Annotated in this window: 16 protein-coding genes and 1 tRNA gene; 8 read left to right on the plus strand and 9 right to left on the minus strand. The window is 61.5% G+C overall.

The features are described 5' to 3' along the window. Window positions 1-46: 46 nt before the first annotated feature. The 4 genes from yidC to rpmH all read right to left on the minus strand — a co-directional run bounded on the left by yidC (window position 47) and on the right by rpmH (window position 2,821). Window positions 47-1,717 carry a membrane protein insertase YidC gene (yidC, locus tag NCT03_RS00230; protein WP_250462440.1) on the minus strand — a complete coding sequence of 557 codons (1,671 nt, stop codon included), beginning with the start codon at window positions 1,715-1,717 and terminating at the stop codon, window positions 47-49. Between the two features lie 8 nt (window positions 1,718-1,725). Then, on the minus strand, window positions 1,726-2,046 hold the full coding sequence (gene yidD, locus NCT03_RS00235) for a membrane protein insertion efficiency factor YidD (protein ID WP_244826708.1): 321 nt from the start codon (window positions 2,044-2,046) through the stop codon (window positions 1,726-1,728). Between the two features lie 59 nt (window positions 2,047-2,105). Further along, complete coding sequence (gene rnpA, locus NCT03_RS00240) at window positions 2,106-2,582, minus strand: ribonuclease P protein component (protein ID WP_244826709.1); 477 nt, start codon at window positions 2,580-2,582, stop codon at window positions 2,106-2,108. 104 nt (window positions 2,583-2,686) lie between these two features. Next, window positions 2,687-2,821 (minus strand): 50S ribosomal protein L34, encoded by a 135-nt coding sequence (rpmH, locus tag NCT03_RS00245; protein WP_004198824.1) that lies wholly within the window; start codon window positions 2,819-2,821, stop codon window positions 2,687-2,689. A gap of 463 nt (window positions 2,822-3,284) precedes the next feature. Here rpmH and dnaA point away from each other — a divergent pair, with 463 nt between their 5' ends. The 5 genes from dnaA (at window position 3,285) to dbpA (ending at window position 10,650) form a co-directional block, all read left to right on the plus strand. Continuing rightward, a complete protein-coding gene (gene dnaA, locus NCT03_RS00250; protein ID WP_244826710.1) occupies window positions 3,285-4,871 on the plus strand; it encodes a chromosomal replication initiator protein DnaA in 1,587 nt (528 codons plus the stop codon). 270 nt (window positions 4,872-5,141) lie between these two features. Beyond that, entirely contained in the window at window positions 5,142-6,248 is a 1,107-nt protein-coding gene (gene dnaN / locus NCT03_RS00255; protein ID WP_244826711.1) for a DNA polymerase III subunit beta, read from the plus strand. Between the two features lie 114 nt (window positions 6,249-6,362). Then, complete coding sequence (gene gyrB / locus NCT03_RS00260) at window positions 6,363-8,834, plus strand: DNA topoisomerase (ATP-hydrolyzing) subunit B (protein WP_244826712.1); 2,472 nt, start codon at window positions 6,363-6,365, stop codon at window positions 8,832-8,834. Between the two features lie 236 nt (window positions 8,835-9,070). Continuing rightward, window positions 9,071-9,265, plus strand: a complete 195-nt coding sequence (locus NCT03_RS00265; protein ID WP_250491633.1) for a hypothetical protein — start codon at window positions 9,071-9,073, stop codon at window positions 9,263-9,265. Beyond that, window positions 9,262-10,650 carry an ATP-dependent RNA helicase DbpA gene (gene dbpA / locus NCT03_RS00270; protein WP_250491645.1) on the plus strand — a complete coding sequence of 463 codons (1,389 nt, stop codon included), beginning with the start codon at window positions 9,262-9,264 and terminating at the stop codon, window positions 10,648-10,650. The genes NCT03_RS00265 and dbpA overlap by 4 nt, the downstream gene beginning before the upstream one ends. Before the next feature lie 212 nt (window positions 10,651-10,862). Here the strand turns inward: dbpA and NCT03_RS00275 are convergent, their stop codons facing one another. Next, entirely contained in the window at window positions 10,863-12,248 is a 1,386-nt protein-coding gene (locus NCT03_RS00275; RefSeq protein ID WP_244826715.1) for an MFS transporter, read from the minus strand. A 218-nt stretch (window positions 12,249-12,466) separates the two neighbouring features. Between NCT03_RS00275 and NCT03_RS00280 the strand changes: the two genes are divergently transcribed. Beyond that, window positions 12,467-12,853, plus strand: a complete 387-nt coding sequence (locus tag NCT03_RS00280; protein WP_250462448.1) for a DUF488 domain-containing protein — start codon at window positions 12,467-12,469, stop codon at window positions 12,851-12,853. Window positions 12,854-12,888: 35 nt separating this feature from the next. On the opposite strand, the gene NCT03_RS00285 is transcribed toward NCT03_RS00280, so the two are convergent. From NCT03_RS00285 to NCT03_RS00300, 4 genes are all read right to left on the minus strand, one after another. Next, on the minus strand, window positions 12,889-13,560 hold the full coding sequence (locus NCT03_RS00285) for a DUF799 domain-containing protein (RefSeq protein ID WP_244826717.1): 672 nt from the start codon (window positions 13,558-13,560) through the stop codon (window positions 12,889-12,891). A gap of 9 nt (window positions 13,561-13,569) precedes the next feature. Continuing rightward, the gene (locus tag NCT03_RS00290) at window positions 13,570-13,935 is read right to left on the minus strand and encodes a DUF4810 domain-containing protein (protein ID WP_250491634.1); all 366 of its coding nucleotides are present in this window, start codon (window positions 13,933-13,935) and stop codon (window positions 13,570-13,572) included. Between the two features lie 25 nt (window positions 13,936-13,960). After that, entirely contained in the window at window positions 13,961-14,638 is a 678-nt protein-coding gene (locus NCT03_RS00295; protein ID WP_250491646.1) for a CsgG/HfaB family protein, read from the minus strand. A gap of 330 nt (window positions 14,639-14,968) precedes the next feature. Further along, window positions 14,969-15,044 (minus strand) — tRNA-Lys (locus NCT03_RS00300). 146 nt (window positions 15,045-15,190) lie between these two features. On the opposite strand from NCT03_RS00300, the gene NCT03_RS00305 reads away from it, so the two are divergent. Further along, window positions 15,191-15,616, plus strand: a complete 426-nt coding sequence (locus NCT03_RS00305; RefSeq protein WP_250491635.1) for a PaaI family thioesterase — start codon at window positions 15,191-15,193, stop codon at window positions 15,614-15,616. Window positions 15,617-15,625: 9 nt separating this feature from the next. Continuing rightward, complete coding sequence (locus NCT03_RS00310) at window positions 15,626-16,495, plus strand: patatin-like phospholipase family protein (protein WP_250491636.1); 870 nt, start codon at window positions 15,626-15,628, stop codon at window positions 16,493-16,495. Window positions 16,496-16,498 lie beyond the last annotated feature (3 nt).

Genomic DNA, 16,498 nt, shown 5'->3' on the forward strand with positions numbered 1-16,498 from the left:
GCCGGGCGTTTTCAAATCCACTTCCACATCCAAACCTAAAGAAACCTCAAGCCGCCTTCTTCTTCCGCTGTCCCATCATGCGCGTGATGTAATACTGCTGCGCGATCGACAGCACGTTATTCACCACGTAATACAGCACGAGACCGGCCGGGAAGAAGAAGAACATGACCGAAAACGCGATCGGCATGAACATCATCATCTTGGCTTGAACCGGGTCCGGCGGCGTCGGGTTCAGCTTGGTCTGCAGGAACATCGATACAGCCATCAGCACCGGCAAGATGAAGTACGGGTCTTGTTGCGACAGATCGTGAATCCAGCCGATCCACGGTGCACCGCGCATTTCCACCGACGACAGCAGCACCCAGTACAGCGAGATAAACACCGGAATCTGCACCACGACCGGCAGGCAGCCGCCGAATGGGTTCACCTTCTCGGTCTTGTAAAGCTCCATCAGCGACGCGTTCATCTTCTGCGGATCGCTCTTGAAGCGCTCGCGAATCTGTTGCATGCGCGGCGTGATTTCCTTCATGCGCGCCATCGACTTATAGCTCGCCGCCGACAGCGGGAAGAACACAGCCTTGATGAGCAGCGTAAGCAGCACGATCGCCCAGCCCCAGTTGCCGACATAGCTGTGGATCTTCTCGAGCAGCCAGAAAAGCGGCTTGGCGATGATCGTCACCATGCCGTAATCCTTCACAAGCTCGAGCCCCGGCGCGATACCTTCCAGCATGCGCTCTTCTTCGGGACCCGCGAAAAGACGCGCATCGACGGTCGCGGTCTGTCCCGGCGCAATGGTCTGCACGGCCTGCTGCACACCCACGCGATACAAATCCGGATCGATCTTCTGCACATAGATGTCACGCTTCGCGCCCTGCTGCGGAATCCACGCCGACGCGAAGTAATGCTGCACCATCGCAATCCAGCCGTTGTCGGCGGAAGGCGCGAACGTAGCCTTGTTCTTGTCGATATCGCTGAAGTCGATCTTCTGGAAGTGATGCTGATCCGTGTAGACCGCTGGCCCGATGAACGTATGCGAGAAGCGCGGCGTCTCCACCGGCGTGTTGTCGCGCACGAGTTCCATGTAGAGCTTCGGCGTGACCGGCGCGCTACCGACGTTCTCGATTTTCGTATCGACGTTGATCACGTAGCTGCCACGCGTGAACGTGTAGGTTTTTACGACCTTCACGCCACCCTTAACCGGCGATTCGAACGCGAGCGTCAGCGTTTTCGCGTCGCCCGACAAGGACGTCTGGCCCGGCACCGCCGTGAAGATGTCGTTGTGGTTAGGGAAGTCGCCGCCGAGCAGGCCCGTGCGCGCGAGATACGTGTGGGTCGGCGTGTGATCGAAGAGGGTGATGTAAAGGTCGGGCTGCTTGCCGTCGCCTTCCTTCACGAGCGAGAGCTTCGAAAGCGTGCCGCCGCGCGTGTCGATCTCACCGGAATACACGTCCGTCGTGAACTTGACGAGTTGCGCGGCCGCCGTGGCGGGCGGCGTCGTCGAACCCGGCGCGGCGGTACCGGCCGGCGAGTTGGGCAATTCGGAAGGCTGCGCGCCCGATGCGGCCGTGCCCGGTGCGGGGTTGCTGGCGGTCTTGGCCGGCTGCGTCGCGCTCGGGAAGAACATCGACGGGCGCCCATGGTCGCGCTGCCAGTTGTCGAACAGCATGACAACTGACACGAAGAAGATGACCCATAGGACGGTGCGTTTGATATCCATGCGTTGTCTCAGTGTCGATCGGTAAGCGCATCAGCGCCGTTTAGTGGTGAATGCTTTTCTTGAGCGAATTCCGCGGCCGGCTCGGAAACCCGCGTGGAATCTGATCGCGAATCGGAAGGCTGCGGCACGAGATCGACGCCGCCCGCCGAGAACGGATGGCAGCGGCAAAGCCTTTTGGCGGCGAGATACGTGCCATGCGCGGCGCCATGATACTGGATTGCCTCGCGCGCGTAGTCGGAACAGGAGGGATAAAAACGGCACCGGCTGCCGAGCAGCGGGCTCACAGCAACCTTGTAGAAGCGCAACAACGCGATTAGTGCCGTTTGCATAAGCTTCGCGCCGCGCGCCCCGTTCGCCGTGACCGGCGATTCGAGACGCAGACTGCGCTTCATGACCCGGAAGGGCCGGAGGTGTCGTCTACGGCGGGCACGCCAGGCGGCGCCGCCACGGTTTCAGCCGCACGGCGCGCGACTTCGCGCACGGCACGGTCCAGCAATGCTTCCAGTTCGCCTCGCACGAGCGCGCCGAGCGGCGGCGAACTGGCGCTCGGCATGGCCTTGCGGTCGATTTTCGCGTGCAAGCGCACGAGGATATCGAAACCGCTCAACGCTTCGCGACGCAACCGAAACGCGTCACGCGCGTGCCGCTTGATCAAGTTGCGCGTGACTGCACGCGGCGCTTGCTTCTTGCCGATCACGAGGCCGAGACGCGCCTCCTGCCCAGTCGGTTTCCCGTACAGCACGAAATGCGGCGAACGTCGCCACGGGCGCAAACGAAAAACGGATGAGAACTCATCCGTTTTCAGTAGCCTTGCGGCCTTGGGGAACGCGGCCTGCGCCGGCAACTGAACGATGTCCTGTTTCAAGACTTCTGTGCGGCGCTAAAGCAGCCTGCCGGTTCGTGATGCGCGCCCGGCTTCAGGACAGATACGGCCTGTACCACACGTGCGCGACCAGCCACCGGAAAGCCTTAGATTGCCAGGCGCTTGCGACCCTTCGCACGGCGAGCGTTGATGACCTTGCGGCCGCCAGCGGTCTTCATGCGAACGCGGAAGCCATGGGTGCGCTTGCGGCGCGTCACGGAAGGTTGGTAAGTACGTTTCATGATGCTCTCACTTGAGTATTGATCGACCGCGCGGGCTTTGGCGCCACCGTGTTCCGACTGTGGATAACCGCAGGCACGAGAGGCACAACGGGCGCAACGACCGGAGGTTCAGGAATTCTGTTTTCGCGGAACCCGCTATTTAAACCGTTTTCCTATTGACCGTCAATAGGTTAGCGTAATAGTGAAGCTCGCCATGCTCGCATCATGTTCATTTCCAGCTTGTCGGACGCGCTGATTTGACCCTGTGGATAACTCGCGCGCCGGTCCCGTTTGGCGTTAGAATCTCGCCTTACTCCCAAATATCCGCCTACTGCTTCGGCCCGCCGTTCGCCCGCAAACCCTTGCGGCGTAAGCCTCCGGAGCATGCCTGCATGGCTGTGCCGGGACTTGCCGAGGCGCTTGAGCGCATCCGGCAAGCACGGCCGTCAGGAGCGCGGAGCCAACCATAAAACGACCGCATTCGATGAACGATTTCTGGGAACACTGTTCGGCATTGCTGGAGCGTGAACTCACGCCGCAGCAGTACGTCACGTGGATCAAGCCGCTGGCCCCGGTCGACTTCGATGCCGACGCGAGCACCTTGCGCATAGCCGCTCCCAATCGCTTCAAGCTCGACTGGGTGAAGAGCCAGTTCTCGGGACGCATTGCCGATATGGCGCGCGAATACTTCAGCGCGACGATCGACGTCCAGTTCGTACTCGACCCGAAAGCGACCGCGCGCAGCGCCATCGGTCAGGCGCCGAACGCCGCGCCGCGGCCGGCGGCCGGCGCGGGTGTCGCCGACGGCGCGCCGCGTCCGCCCGCGCCGGCCGCCGCACCGCAAGCGCCTTCGGTCGTCGCGCACGCGAACGCTGCCGCGCACGTGAACGCGCTGGCGGCGGAAGCCGCCCAGCAAGCTCAGGCCATGCAGGACGAACAAGCCGATCTCGACTTGCCGAGCCTCGACGCCAACGAAGCCGCCGCTGGCCGGCGCACGTGGCGTCCGGGCGGCAACCCATCGGCCGGCGGTGAAACCGATTCCGCTTACGAACGTTCGAAGCTCAACCCCGTGCTGACCTTCGACAATTTCGTCACCGGTAAGGCGAATCAGCTCGCGCGCGCGGCGGCCATTCAGGTCGCCGACAATCCCGGCATCTCGTACAACCCGCTCTTTCTTTACGGAGGCGTGGGCCTGGGCAAGACGCATCTGATCCACGCTATCGGCAATCAGTTGCTGATGGACAAGGCGGGCGCGCGCATCCGCTACATTCACGCGGAGCAGTACGTTTCCGACGTGGTGAAGGCGTATCAGCGCAAGGCGTTCGACGACTTCAAGCGTTACTACCATTCGCTCGATCTTTTGTTGATCGACGATATTCAGTTCTTCTCGGGCAAGTCGCGTACGCAGGAAGAGTTCTTCTACGCGTTCGAGGCGCTGGTCGCGAACAAGGCGCAAGTCATCATCACGAGCGACACGTATCCGAAGGAAATCTCCGGTATCGACGACCGTCTGATCTCGCGCTTCGATTCCGGTTTGACGGTCGCCATCGAGCCGCCCGAGCTGGAAATGCGCGTTGCCATTCTGATGAGAAAGGCGCAGTCCGAAGGCGTGAGTCTTTCCGAAGACGTCGCGTTCTTCGTCGCGAAGCATCTGCGCTCGAACGTGCGTGAACTCGAAGGCGCGCTGCGCAAGATCCTCGCTTATTCGAAGTTCCATGGCCGCGACATCACCATCGAGCTGACCAAGGAAGCGCTCAAGGATCTGTTGACGGTGCAGAACCGCCAGATCTCGGTGGAGAACATTCAGAAGACCGTCGCGGATTTCTACAGCATCAAGGTCGCCGACATGTATTCGAAGAAGCGGCCGGCCAATATCGCGCGCCCGCGCCAGATCGCGATGTATCTGGCGAAGGAGTTGACGCAGAAGAGTCTGCCCGAGATCGGCGAGCTTTTTGGCGGTCGCGATCACACCACCGTGCTGCACGCCGTGCGCAAGATCGCGGCCGAACGCGGCACGGATGCGCAGCTCAATCACGAACTTCACGTGCTCGAACAAACGCTGAAGGGTTGAGCCGGCGCGAACGCGTCGATTATTGCGCCACCGGACCTGTTTATTGGTAAAAACGCCCCCAATTTTCGGGGGCGGTTCCGTTTTAAGGCACAATATAGGTTTAGCTGTCCGTGGCCTGGGCGGCTGGCGTCAAGCATTCGCGAGTGACCGGCGGGGGGCCGGCAACGCGTGTTACGAGGTTGTCCGGCGAGCGCGGCGAACCAACCGCTGGTGACAAAACCAGCGGTGGCAAAACCGGCGGACAGGCCGTCACATCAACGAAGGAACTCTATGCAACTGGTCAAGACCGAACGAGACAATCTTCTAAGGCCGCTGCAAACCGTGAGCGGTATCGTAGAACGCCGCCATACCTTGCCGATCCTCGCCAATCTGCTGATCACCAAGAACGGCGCCGATGTGTCGTTCCTCTCGACGGATCTCGAACTCCAGATCACCACCCGCGCCGATTTCGGCGTTGGCAGCGACCAGATCGCCACCACGGTCGCCGCGCGCAAGTTGCTCGACATTTTGCGCGCCATGCCGCCGGGTGAGGTTGCGCTCGACTTGTCCGACAAGCGCCTGACCGTGCGCTCCGGCAAGAGCCGCTTCGCGCTGCAGACGCTCGCCGCGGACGAGTTTCCTACCGTCAACCAGGCTACAGACTTCGGCGCGAGCCTTTCGGTTCCGCAGAAAACGTTTCGCCAGTTGCTCGGCATGGTGTATTTCGCCATGGCCCAGCAAGACATTCGCTATTACCTGAACGGCATGTTGCTCGTGGTGGATGGCGACCAGTTGATGGCCGTCGCAACGGACGGCCACCGTCTCGCGTTCTCGTCCATGAAGATCGACGGCGGCACGTTCCCGCGTCAGGAAGTCATCATCCCGCGCAAGACCATCCTCGAATTGCAGCGTCTGCTCGAAGACATCGACGACACGCTCAAGATCGACATCGCCGCGACGCAGGTGAAGTTCAGTTTTGGCCAGGTCGAACTCGTGTCGAAGCTCGTCGAAGGCAAGTTCCCCGACTTCCAGCGCGTGATTCCCAAGGCGCACAAGAACACGTTCGAAATCGGTCGCGAAGAACTGCAGCGCTCCCTGCAGCGCGCGGCCATTCTCACGTCGGACAAGTTCAAGGGCGTGCGGTGTCTGGTCGAGCCGGGTCAGCTCAAGATCATGTCGACCAATGCCGACCAGGAAGAAGCGCAGGAAGAACTGGAAATCGCGTATCAGGGCGATACCGTGGACATCGGTTTCAACGTCACGTATCTGCTCGACGTGCTTGCGAATCTGAAGGTCGACACGCTGCAAGTGAGCCTTGGCGACGCCAACTCCAGCGCGCTCATCACAATTCCGGAAAACGAGGAATTCAAGTATGTCGTGATGCCAATGCGCATCTGACGCGTTCAGGTACCACGAACACACCAAGGGGCGGCTCGCCCCTTTGGCGTTTTTAAGGTGTTTTGAAAAGTTTCGAGCAGTAACCGAAGCAGCGACGCAGAACCGGAAAATTCCATGACTGAAAACACAAATTCGCAACCCGACAACAGCTACGGCGCATCGTCCATTCAGATCCTCGAAGGTCTGGAGGCCGTGCGCAAGCGCCCGGGAATGTATATCGGCGATACGTCGGATGGCACCGGTTTGCATCACCTCGTTTTCGAAGTGCTGGACAACTCCATCGACGAAGCGCTGGCCGGCTATTGCGACGACATCCACGTGACCATTCACGCGGACAACTCCATTTCGGTGACGGACAACGGCCGTGGCGTGCCCACCGGCCTGAAACGCGACGACAAGCACGACCCGAAGCGCAGCGCCGCCGAGATCGTGATGACCGAACTCCACGCGGGCGGCAAGTTCGACCAAAACAGCTACAAGGTGTCGGGTGGCCTGCACGGCGTGGGCGTGTCGTGCGTGAACGCGCTGTCCGAATGGCTGCGCCTCACCGTGCGCCGCGACGGCAAGAAACACTTCATGGAGTTCGCGCGCGGCGTGGTGCAGAACCGCGAGCTTATCGAAGAGAACGGCGTGCAGTATTCGCCCATGCCGGTAGTCGGCGACACCGAAAATCGCGGCACCGAAGTGCACTTTCTGGCGGACGCGACCATCTTCGGCAATGTCGAATTCCATTACGACATTCTCGCCAAGCGCATGCGCGAGCTCTCGTTCCTGAACAACGGCGTGCGCATTCGCCTGACCGACTTGCGCACCGGCAAGGAAGACGACTTCGCTTTTGCGGGCGGCGTGAAGGGCTTTGTCGAATACATCAACAAGCAGAAGCAGGTGCTGCATCCGAACGTGTTCCATGCAACGGGCGAGCGTGAAAACGTCACCGTCGAAGTGGCCATGCAGTGGAACGACAGCTACAACGAAAGCGTGCTCTGCTTCACCAACAATATTCCGCAGCGCGACGGCGGCACTCACCTGACAGGCTTACGCGCCGCGATGACGCGCGTGATGAACAAGTACATCGCCGACCACGACATCGCGAAGAAAGCGAAGGTCGAGACGAGCGGCGACGACATGCGCGAAGGCTTGTCGTGCGTGCTGTCGGTGAAGGTGCCTGAGCCGAAGTTCAGTTCGCAGACGAAGGACAAGCTGGTGTCGTCGGAAGTGCGCGCGCCGGTCGAGGAAATCGTCGCGAAGGCGCTGGAAGATTATCTGCAAGAGACGCCGATCGACGCGAAGATCATCACGGGCAAGATCGTCGATGCCGCGCGTGCGCGCGATGCCGCTCGCAAGGCACGCGAGATGACGCGGCGAAAGGGCGTGCTCGACGGCGTCGGCTTGCCGGGCAAGCTCGCGGATTGCCAGGAGAAGGACCCGGCAAAGTCGGAAATTTATATCGTCGAGGGAGATTCGGCGGGCGGCTCGGCCAAGCAAGGGCGCGACCGGAAGTTCCAGGCAATCCTGCCGTTGCGCGGCAAGGTGCTGAACGTTGAGAAGGCGCGCTTCGACAAGCTGATTTCATCCGAGCAGATCGTGACGCTCGTGACGGCGCTGGGTTGCGGCATCGGCAAGGATGATTACAACCTGGACAAGCTGCGCTATCACCGCATCATCATCATGACCGACGCGGACGTGGACGGCGCCCACATCCGCACGCTTCTGCTGACGTTCTTCTATCGGCAGATGCCGGAGATCGTGGAGCGCGGGTACATCTATATCGCGCAGCCGCCGCTTTACAAGATCAAGGCGGGCAAGGACGAGCGGTATATGAAGGACGCGCACGAGCTCAACCAGCATATGCTGAAGCTCGCGCTGCAGGGTTCTGAACTGGTGCCGAGCGAAGGCGCGGACCCGATTTCGGGCGATGCCTTGGGCGAACTCGCGCGTGCGTATTTGCTGGCCCAGGCGGTGATCGATCGTATCAGCCGTATTTACGATGCCGCCTCGCTCGAAGCGGTGATGGATGGCACGGTCATCGATTTGTCGACGCAGGAAGCGGCGGAGGCATCGGCGAAGGCGCTCGAAACGAAGTTGCGTTCGGACCCGTTGAAGCCGGAAGTGACGGTCGAGGCGGCATACGATCAGGTTCGCGAGCTGCGTTCGTTGCATATCAAGCGGCGTCACCATGGCAACGTGAAGGTTTCGGTGTTCGATGAAGATCTTCAATTGACCGCCGACTACAAGCAACTCGTTTCCACTGCCGATACCTTCAAGGGCTTGATTGGCCAAGGCGCGTTGATCAAGCGCGGCGAGCGCTCGATGGCCGTGCTGGACTTCAAGAGCGCGATGAAGTGGCTGATCGCGGATGCGGAACGCAACGTCAGCAAGCAGCGTTACAAGGGCTTGGGCGAGATGAATCCCGGACAGCTTTGGGAAACGACGATGGACCCGGCCGTGCGGCGTTTGCTGCGCGTCCAGATCGAGGACGCGATTGCGGCCGACGGCATTTTCACGACGCTCATGGGCGACGATGTGGAGCCGAGACGCGCGTTTATCGAGAGTAATGCGTTGCGGGCGGGGAATATTGATGTTTGAGGGGTAGGTAGCGCGACGCTATCACTCCGAAACCGTAAGTACCACGCGCGAGGTTTCAACGCGCTGGCACTTACGGTTTTTTTATTGAACGCCAACGCCATACCCCCGCCCAAAACGCACGGACCTGGTTCCGCCGCGCCACCCGCAGACCCGCGTACACTTTCGGTTTGAACCGAAAACCACTTCGCCGCATTCCATCGCGGCTACGTGCATCACGCAACAACGAGAAATCCAACATGTTCACCTGCCGAAACCAGTCCTGCGACGCAACGTGGGACGTCTCAGACGTCGTCATCAAGAATGAAGGTCAGGGACTGCTGTTCCGCTGCCCGATGTGCGGCGCGCGCAATTACGTGACGCGCCACGACGCACCCGATGGCGCCATCACCTACGAGCAGGTCACCGAAACCCCGCCGCGAGGCGCGCAATAACCATGGCGACCGATACCTCATTCAGCAGCCTGCCGCTCAACGAAGCGATGCAGACGAATCTGCAGCAGCTCGGCTACACATCGATGACGCCGATCCAGGCCGCGAGCCTGCCGCTCGCACTCGCCGGTCACGATCTCATCGCGCAGGCGAAAACGGGCAGCGGCAAGACCGCCGCCTTCACGTTGCCACTGCTCGCCAAACTCGATGCGCGTCAGTTCGCCGTGCAAGCGCTCGTGCTTTGCCCGACGCGCGAACTCGCCGATCAGGTCACGCAGGAAATCCGCCGCTTGGCTCGCGCAGAAGACAACGTGAAGGTGCTCACGCTATGCGGCGGCACGCCCATGCGTCCGCAGATCGCAAGTCTCGAACACGGCGCGCATATCGTCGTGGGCACGCCGGGACGCATCATGGATCACCTTCAGCGCGAAACGCTTTCGCTGGATGGCGTACGCACGCTCGTGCTCGACGAGGCCGACCGCATGCTCGACATGGGCTTTTTCGACGATATCGCTTCAGTCGCGCGTCTGTGTCCGAAAGATCGTCAGACCTTGCTGTTTTCGGCGACGTATCCCGAGGGCATCGCGAAATTGAGTCAGCAGTTCCTGCGCAATCCGCGCGAGATCAAGCTCACCGAACAGCACAGCAACGCGAAGATCAAACAACGCTTCTATCAGGTCGAGGATCACGAGCGTCTGCATGCAGTGGGTTTGCTGCTGGACCACTATCGTCCCGTCAGCACGCTTGCGTTCTGCAACACGAAGCAGCAATGCCGCGACTTGCTCGACGTACTGCGCGCGCAAGGCTTCGAGGCGCTCACGCTGCATGGCGAACTCGAACAGCGCGAACGCGATCAGGTGCTCGTGCAATTCGCCAATCGCAGTTGCTCGGTGCTCGTCGCGACCGATGTCGCCGCGCGCGGGCTGGACATCACGCAACTCGAAGCGGTCATCAATGTCGATGTGACGCCGGACCCTGAGGTGCACGTGCATCGCATCGGGCGCACGGGGCGTGCGGGCGAGGAAGGTTGGGCGCTGTCGCTTGCGAGCATGGACGAGATGGGACGCGTCGGCGCGATCGAAGTGGCGCAGCGCAAGGAAGTGGAATGGTATCCGCTGGCGGAGCTGACATCGGCGGAACCTGGGCATCTGAAGCCGCCCATGGCGACGCTCCAAATCCTCGGCGGCCGCAAGGACAAGATCCGTCCCGGCGATGTGCTCGGCGCGCTGACCGGCGAAGCGGGCTTCAAGGGCGAGGAGATCGGCAAGATCAACGTGATGGACATGGTCACGTACGTGGCCGTTCAACGCGGTATCGCCGATGATGCCGAGCGCAAGCTGGCAGCGGGGAAGTTGAAGGGGCGGAAGGTCAAGGTGCGGCGGATGTGAGTCCGGTGAGTCGCCAACGAGCTAGTTAAGGAAATGTAGCGTGAAGGGTTGTCCTCCAAGCGAGCCCGCCCGATGCGCCCCGCAGCGCCGCACCGCGGATTCACGGAAGCGAGCCGCGCGCGCGAAAGCTTTGCAGATTCAGCGTATCCCGGCCTTCGCGCGGGTTTCCAAGCAACTGCAAAGGTGCGGTGCAACGGCGCCGTGCTCGACCCTCAAACTTTCCTCTGCGGCTCGACTGATATCCCATCCGACGACGTCACCTTCGACGTTCTCGCCGTCACCAGCCGCAATCCGCTCGCCACACTTCCCACGCCCGCGAACGCCGCTCCAAGCGACAACGCGAGCGCCGGACCATGCTTCCCCGCGATGCTGAAGCACAACGCGACGAGCGCCGCGCCGGTGGCCTGTCCAATCAGCCGCGAAGTCGCGATCGTGCCACTTGCGCCACCCGCGCGTTCGCGCGGCGCGCTCGACATGAACGCCTTCAGATTCGGCGACTGAAAGAAGCCGAAGCCCGCGCCACAGATCGCCATGCGGATGCAGATTTCGAGCACATGCGGTTGCGCTGGCAGCATCGCGAGCGACACCATTCCCACGCATAGAATCGCGAGCCCGACGCCGCCCAGCAAACCCGGCGCGTGCCGATCCGACAAGCGCCCGGCGATCGGCGCCATCAACGCGACGAGCGCTGACCACGGCGTCATCAGAAAGCCGGTTTCCACCTGACTGCGACCGAGCACGCTTTCGAAGAAAAACGGCAACGACACGAACGCGAGCCCTTGCGCGGCAAACGAGCAGATCGCGGTCATCGTGGAGAGCGCGAACATCGGGCGGCGGAAGAGATCGACGGGTAGCATCGGCGCGGGATGACCGCGCTCGCGTCGGAGAAGCAGAACGCCCGCAATCAACGTGACGCCGAACGACGCGAGCACGGTATGCGCGGGCGCGCGCTGGGCCGCTTCGCCGAGCGCGAAGATCAGCGACGCGAACGTGATCACGTTGAGCAAGGCGGCGACACGGTCGAAGCCGTGTTCGGCGCGCTTGGTCTGCGGCAACGACCGCACCGCGATGGCGAGCGCGAAGACGCCGATCGGCAAGTTCACGGCGAAAAGCCACGGCCACGTGCCTAGCGAGAGCACGATCGATGCGACCGTCGGCCCGACCGCGAACGCGATCCCCACGACGAGCGCGTTGAGTCCCACGCCGCGCCCAAGCCGATGCGGCGGAAAAATCGCGCTGATGAGCGCCGCGTTGACGCTCATGATCGCGCTCGCGCCGAGCCCTTGCAGCAGGCGCGCGGCGACGAGCGTCGGCAGCGACCACGAGAACGCGCAGACCGCGGACGCGACGAGAAACACGACGAGCCCGCCGAGATACACGCGCCGGTGTCCGAGGATGCCGCCGAGCGCGGCAAGCGGCAGCAGCGTGGCGACCATTGCCAGCTGATATGCGTTGATGATCCAGACCGACGCGGCGGGTGTCGTATGCAGATCGGCCGCGATGGCCGGCAACGCCGTGTTGGCGATGGCGGTATCGAGCGTGGCGAGCGCGACGGACAGCAGGATCGCGAGCATGCCGCGGCGCTCGAGCGAGGACATGGGTGCGTCGGGGTTGCGGGGCGCGTTTTGGGGATGTTCTTCGGAGGGCACGTCGGCGGTTCCGGATGTAAGCGGAAGAGGAATAATCCGAAACGATACGGGAACCCGGCGCATTCCGCTCGCCACGGTCGCGGGAGCTTTCAAAGCGTTGTCAGCGTGTATCGCGCGTTGCTTCGGGGCGGTTATCCTTCGCCGGTGACTTTCGAAGGAAAACGATCATGGCGATTCGAATCGTGCGGCTCGGCACGCCGCGCGCGGTGGACGAAGGGCTGCGTATCGGCACGGTTCGGCGTCCGCCGCGCGGCGTGCCGAAAGCCGAGTTCGCGAGCCGCGACTTTTACGATGTGTGGTATCCGAATCTGGCGCCGTCGGCAGAACTGGTCGCCGAAGCGCTCGCGGCCGAAGACGACAAACAATGGCGCGCGTTCGTGAGGAAATTCAAGGCGGAGATGGCGGTTTCCGAGGCGAGCCGGTCGCTGGACTTGCTTGCGGCGTTATCGCGTTCGACGAATTTGTCGGTCGGATGTTATTGCGAGGACGAGTCGCGGTGCCACCGTTCGGTGCTGCGGGAGTTGCTGGCGGAAAGAGGCGCGGTGGTGATTTAGCTCGCCTGGGCTGTGGGGCTCAGGCGAGCATGCGATCAGTCCGTGCCGTATTTGGGCGAGTGCGGTCCGTAGAGTACGGTTGTCTTGCCGCCCGATGCCAGAAGACGTTGGCTCGTGAGGCCTGCCACGTCGAAGGACTTGTCGGTTAAGGTATGCGCGACCTGCGTCACGACACTCTGCGCAATCGCGCTGATGAGCCCGTAACCTACGCCCACGTTCACGCCCACTTCCTTGCCATTCGCGCTCGCGGAGCCTTTCCAGAGTTCGTCGCCTGAGCGCAGATCGACGAGCTTCGCGTTTGCGGTGACGACGGTCCTGCTGTCGAAGACCACGAACTTGGTGCCGTAGTTCGTGACCGTCGTGTATAACGCCGCATCCGCGCCGAAAATCTCGCGCAGCTTGGCCGGCGCGACATTCTGGATGTCCGTAGGCGTAGTCAGGCCGTTGTGCTTGAACGTCTCGTCCATTTCAGCGACCGGCACGACGTAGTAGCCCGCTTCTGCGAGCGGCATCGTCATTTGGGCGAGCATGCCGTATGTCGCCTTGATATCCGACGTCTCGTTGACCGGCGGCAACACGAGAATCGTGCGCGGCTTGCTGTTGCGAAATGCGGTGTAGTCGATCTGTTGCGGAGTGGAAGCGCACGCGCTCAACAGGCACAAAACCGACAGGGCCGCGAAGAGTTTATGAGAGAGGAACTTGATCATGGCCGGCGTTTAATGAAGTTTGCTCAACAAAAGGTTCATGTAGGCGGACGACTCGGGGAACGCGTTCTTTTCGGCTTCGAGTTCCTTTCTGGCTTCGTCCGAACGGCCGACGCTTGCATACAGTGCGCCGATGTGGGCACGGAAGCCGGGCGGCAGCGCGTTATTCTTCGCAAGGATTTGCTGGCGAGCTTTTTCGAGCGCGTCGATCTGCTCGGGGACGGATTTGTCGCCCGTGAAGAAGGCATACACCTGCGGTTGATACGCGTCCCACTGGTAAAGCGGCGGCGTGGATTGCGTGGCACAACCGGTCAGCAGCGCGCACGCTGCCGCGACCGGCAAGAGAATGCCGGTCGAGAAAAGTTTCTTGTGATTCATGCTTCTGAGTGTTGATGAGTGATGCTTACTTGGAGGCTCGTAGCGCGCCCGCGTCGACTTGTTCGGACAGGTGGTTCACCGCTTCTTGAATTGCCAGGTCGAGCACCTTGCCGTTGAGCGTGGAGTCATAACTCGCAGTGCCGCCGAAGCCGATGATTTCCCGGTTGGACAGGCTGTACTCGCCGGCGCCCTGGCTCGACACGACGACTTCGGAGGTCGATGCATCGACGATATTCAGGCTCACCTTGGCGTAGGCTACCTGGCTCTTGCCGCTGCCGAGAATGCCGAACAACTCGCGATCGCCGACTTCCTTGCGCCCGAATTCGGTGACGTCGCCGGTAATGACGTAGTTGGCCGCTTTAAGCGCTTGCTGCTTGTTTGCGATGGCGGCTTCCTGCTTGGTCTCGTTCAAGTTCTCGCGATCGAGGACGGAGAAGCGCCGACTCTGTTGCAGCGTCGTGACGAGAATGGTCTTGGCCTGGCTGCCGACGCGGTCGACGCCATCGGAGAAAAGGCCGCGCATATAGCTCGAACGGTTGTCGAATTTGCCAACGGCGACGGCTACCGGCTTGCCCGCATAGGGCGTCTGAGCGATGCTGACCGCCTGAACGGGCAGTGATTTGGATGCTTCCGTCGCACATCCGCTCAGGAGGACGGTAATGGAAGCGAGGGCGACTACTAAGTGTTGTTTTGTGAAGACCATTGGAACCTTGCGAGACAGCGTGCCGGACGGATTCGATGCGGTGACGAACAGCGCGGGTTTTCGCGTCACGATGTTTCGACAGTTGCGTTCGCGGACTCGTGTGAACGGTAACGGATCGACCAGCGCCCTTGTTGCATCGAGAGCGAAAGAGGCAAGGATTGTTCAGCGATTTGAAAGCGAGGGCTAGCGCGAAAATTCTTAATCTTTGGCGCGATGGCGCGGAAGCGGCAGACATGACCGACCGTCCGCTGCGGATGCGAGTGAGAGAGTCGCAAGGCTCAGAATGCAAAAAGCCCGGTCACGAGGACCGGGCTTTTTGCATTAATTCTTTGGTGGGGCGTGAGTGACTCGAACACTCGACCTACGGATTAAGAGTCCGCTGCTCTACCAACTGAGCTAACGCCCCCAACACAGAAATGAAATTATAGCGGGGTTATTTCGAAAAGCGCAAGTCCTTCGCCCGAAAATTTTCGCATCGCACCAACGGCTAGCCGGCGAATCAAAAACGTCCCGCCCGGTATCATCACGCACACAACACAAAGACTCACAGCCATGGACGACTCCGCCATTCGCAATCTGCTGGACACGATCCTCGCGCCGTGGGTCCACGAACTGCATCTCGCGCCGCAATCTTCCACGGAAAATTCGATCACGCTGCGTCTGCCGCACGCCGATCATCTGCGGCACGCGGGCGGAGTCATCTGCGGTCAGGTCTTCATGGCCGCCGCCGATACCGCGATGGTCGTCGCCATCTCCCACGCAATGGGCGGCTTCGTTCCCATGACCACCGTCTCGCTCAACACGACCTTCTTGCGCCCGGTCAAGTCCGGCGATGTCCTCGTCACCGCGAAAATCCAGCGACGCGGCCGCAATCTCGTCTTCGGCGAAATCGAGCTTCGCGGCGACGACGGCGAACTCGCCGCTCACGCGACCACGACCTACGCATTCATCAACCCGACGCATCAGCAAAAGGCTTAAGCAGCAAACATGTTCGATCAAGTCGCATTCGCAGGCGGCGGCAATCGCTGCTGGTGGCAGGCAGGTTTCTGGGACGTCATCCAGCCGCAACTCGATCTCAAGCCGCGCATCATCGCGGGCATCTCGGCGGGCGCGGCCACCGCCTGCATGCTCTACACGAACAACGCGCAATGGGTGATGAAGTACTACGCAAAAGCCCTGAGCGGCAACACGAAGAACGCCTATTGGGGCAACCTGCTGCGCGGTCAGTCCGTGTTCCCGCATTACCGCATCTACCGTCAGGCGCTGCTCGATATTTTCGCGGAACGCTTCGGCGCGCTGCAAACGGCGCCGGAAATTCGCATCGGCGTGTCGCATCTGCCGCGCTGGCTCGGGGCGCGCAGCGCGGTGGCGGCGGGCATCATCGCGTATAACATCGAAAAGTACGTGCGCAAGACGCTGCATCCGACGCTCGGCACCGCGCTCGGTTTTCATCCGGAGTTCGTCACCGCGCAAGAGTGCGCGACGCTGGAGGACCTCGCCGACCTCATCCTGCAGTCGTCGAGCACGCCGCCTTTCACGCCGATTCTGCGGCGCAACGGTCGTCCCGTGCTCGATGGCGGCATGGTCGATAACGTGCCCGTCTCCGCGCTCGATGCATCGCCGGGAACGGTGCTCGTCATGGTCACGCGGCTGTATCCGCGCGAGCGCATGTTCGTGGTGCCGCACGGCGAGCAGCGACGCATCTACGTTCAGCCGTCGCGCAAGGTGCCAATTTCGAGCTGGGACTATACGAGCCCCGCGCAGATGCAACACGCGTACGATCTGGGCCGCGCCGATGCCGACGATTTCCTCGCGCATCTGCCGCGTCTTCTGGAGGCGGCTTCACATCTTGACTAGAGC

The sequence above is a fragment of the Caballeronia sp. GAWG1-1 genome (assembly GCF_023631465.1).
GTDB lineage: Bacteria > Pseudomonadota > Gammaproteobacteria > Burkholderiales > Burkholderiaceae > Caballeronia.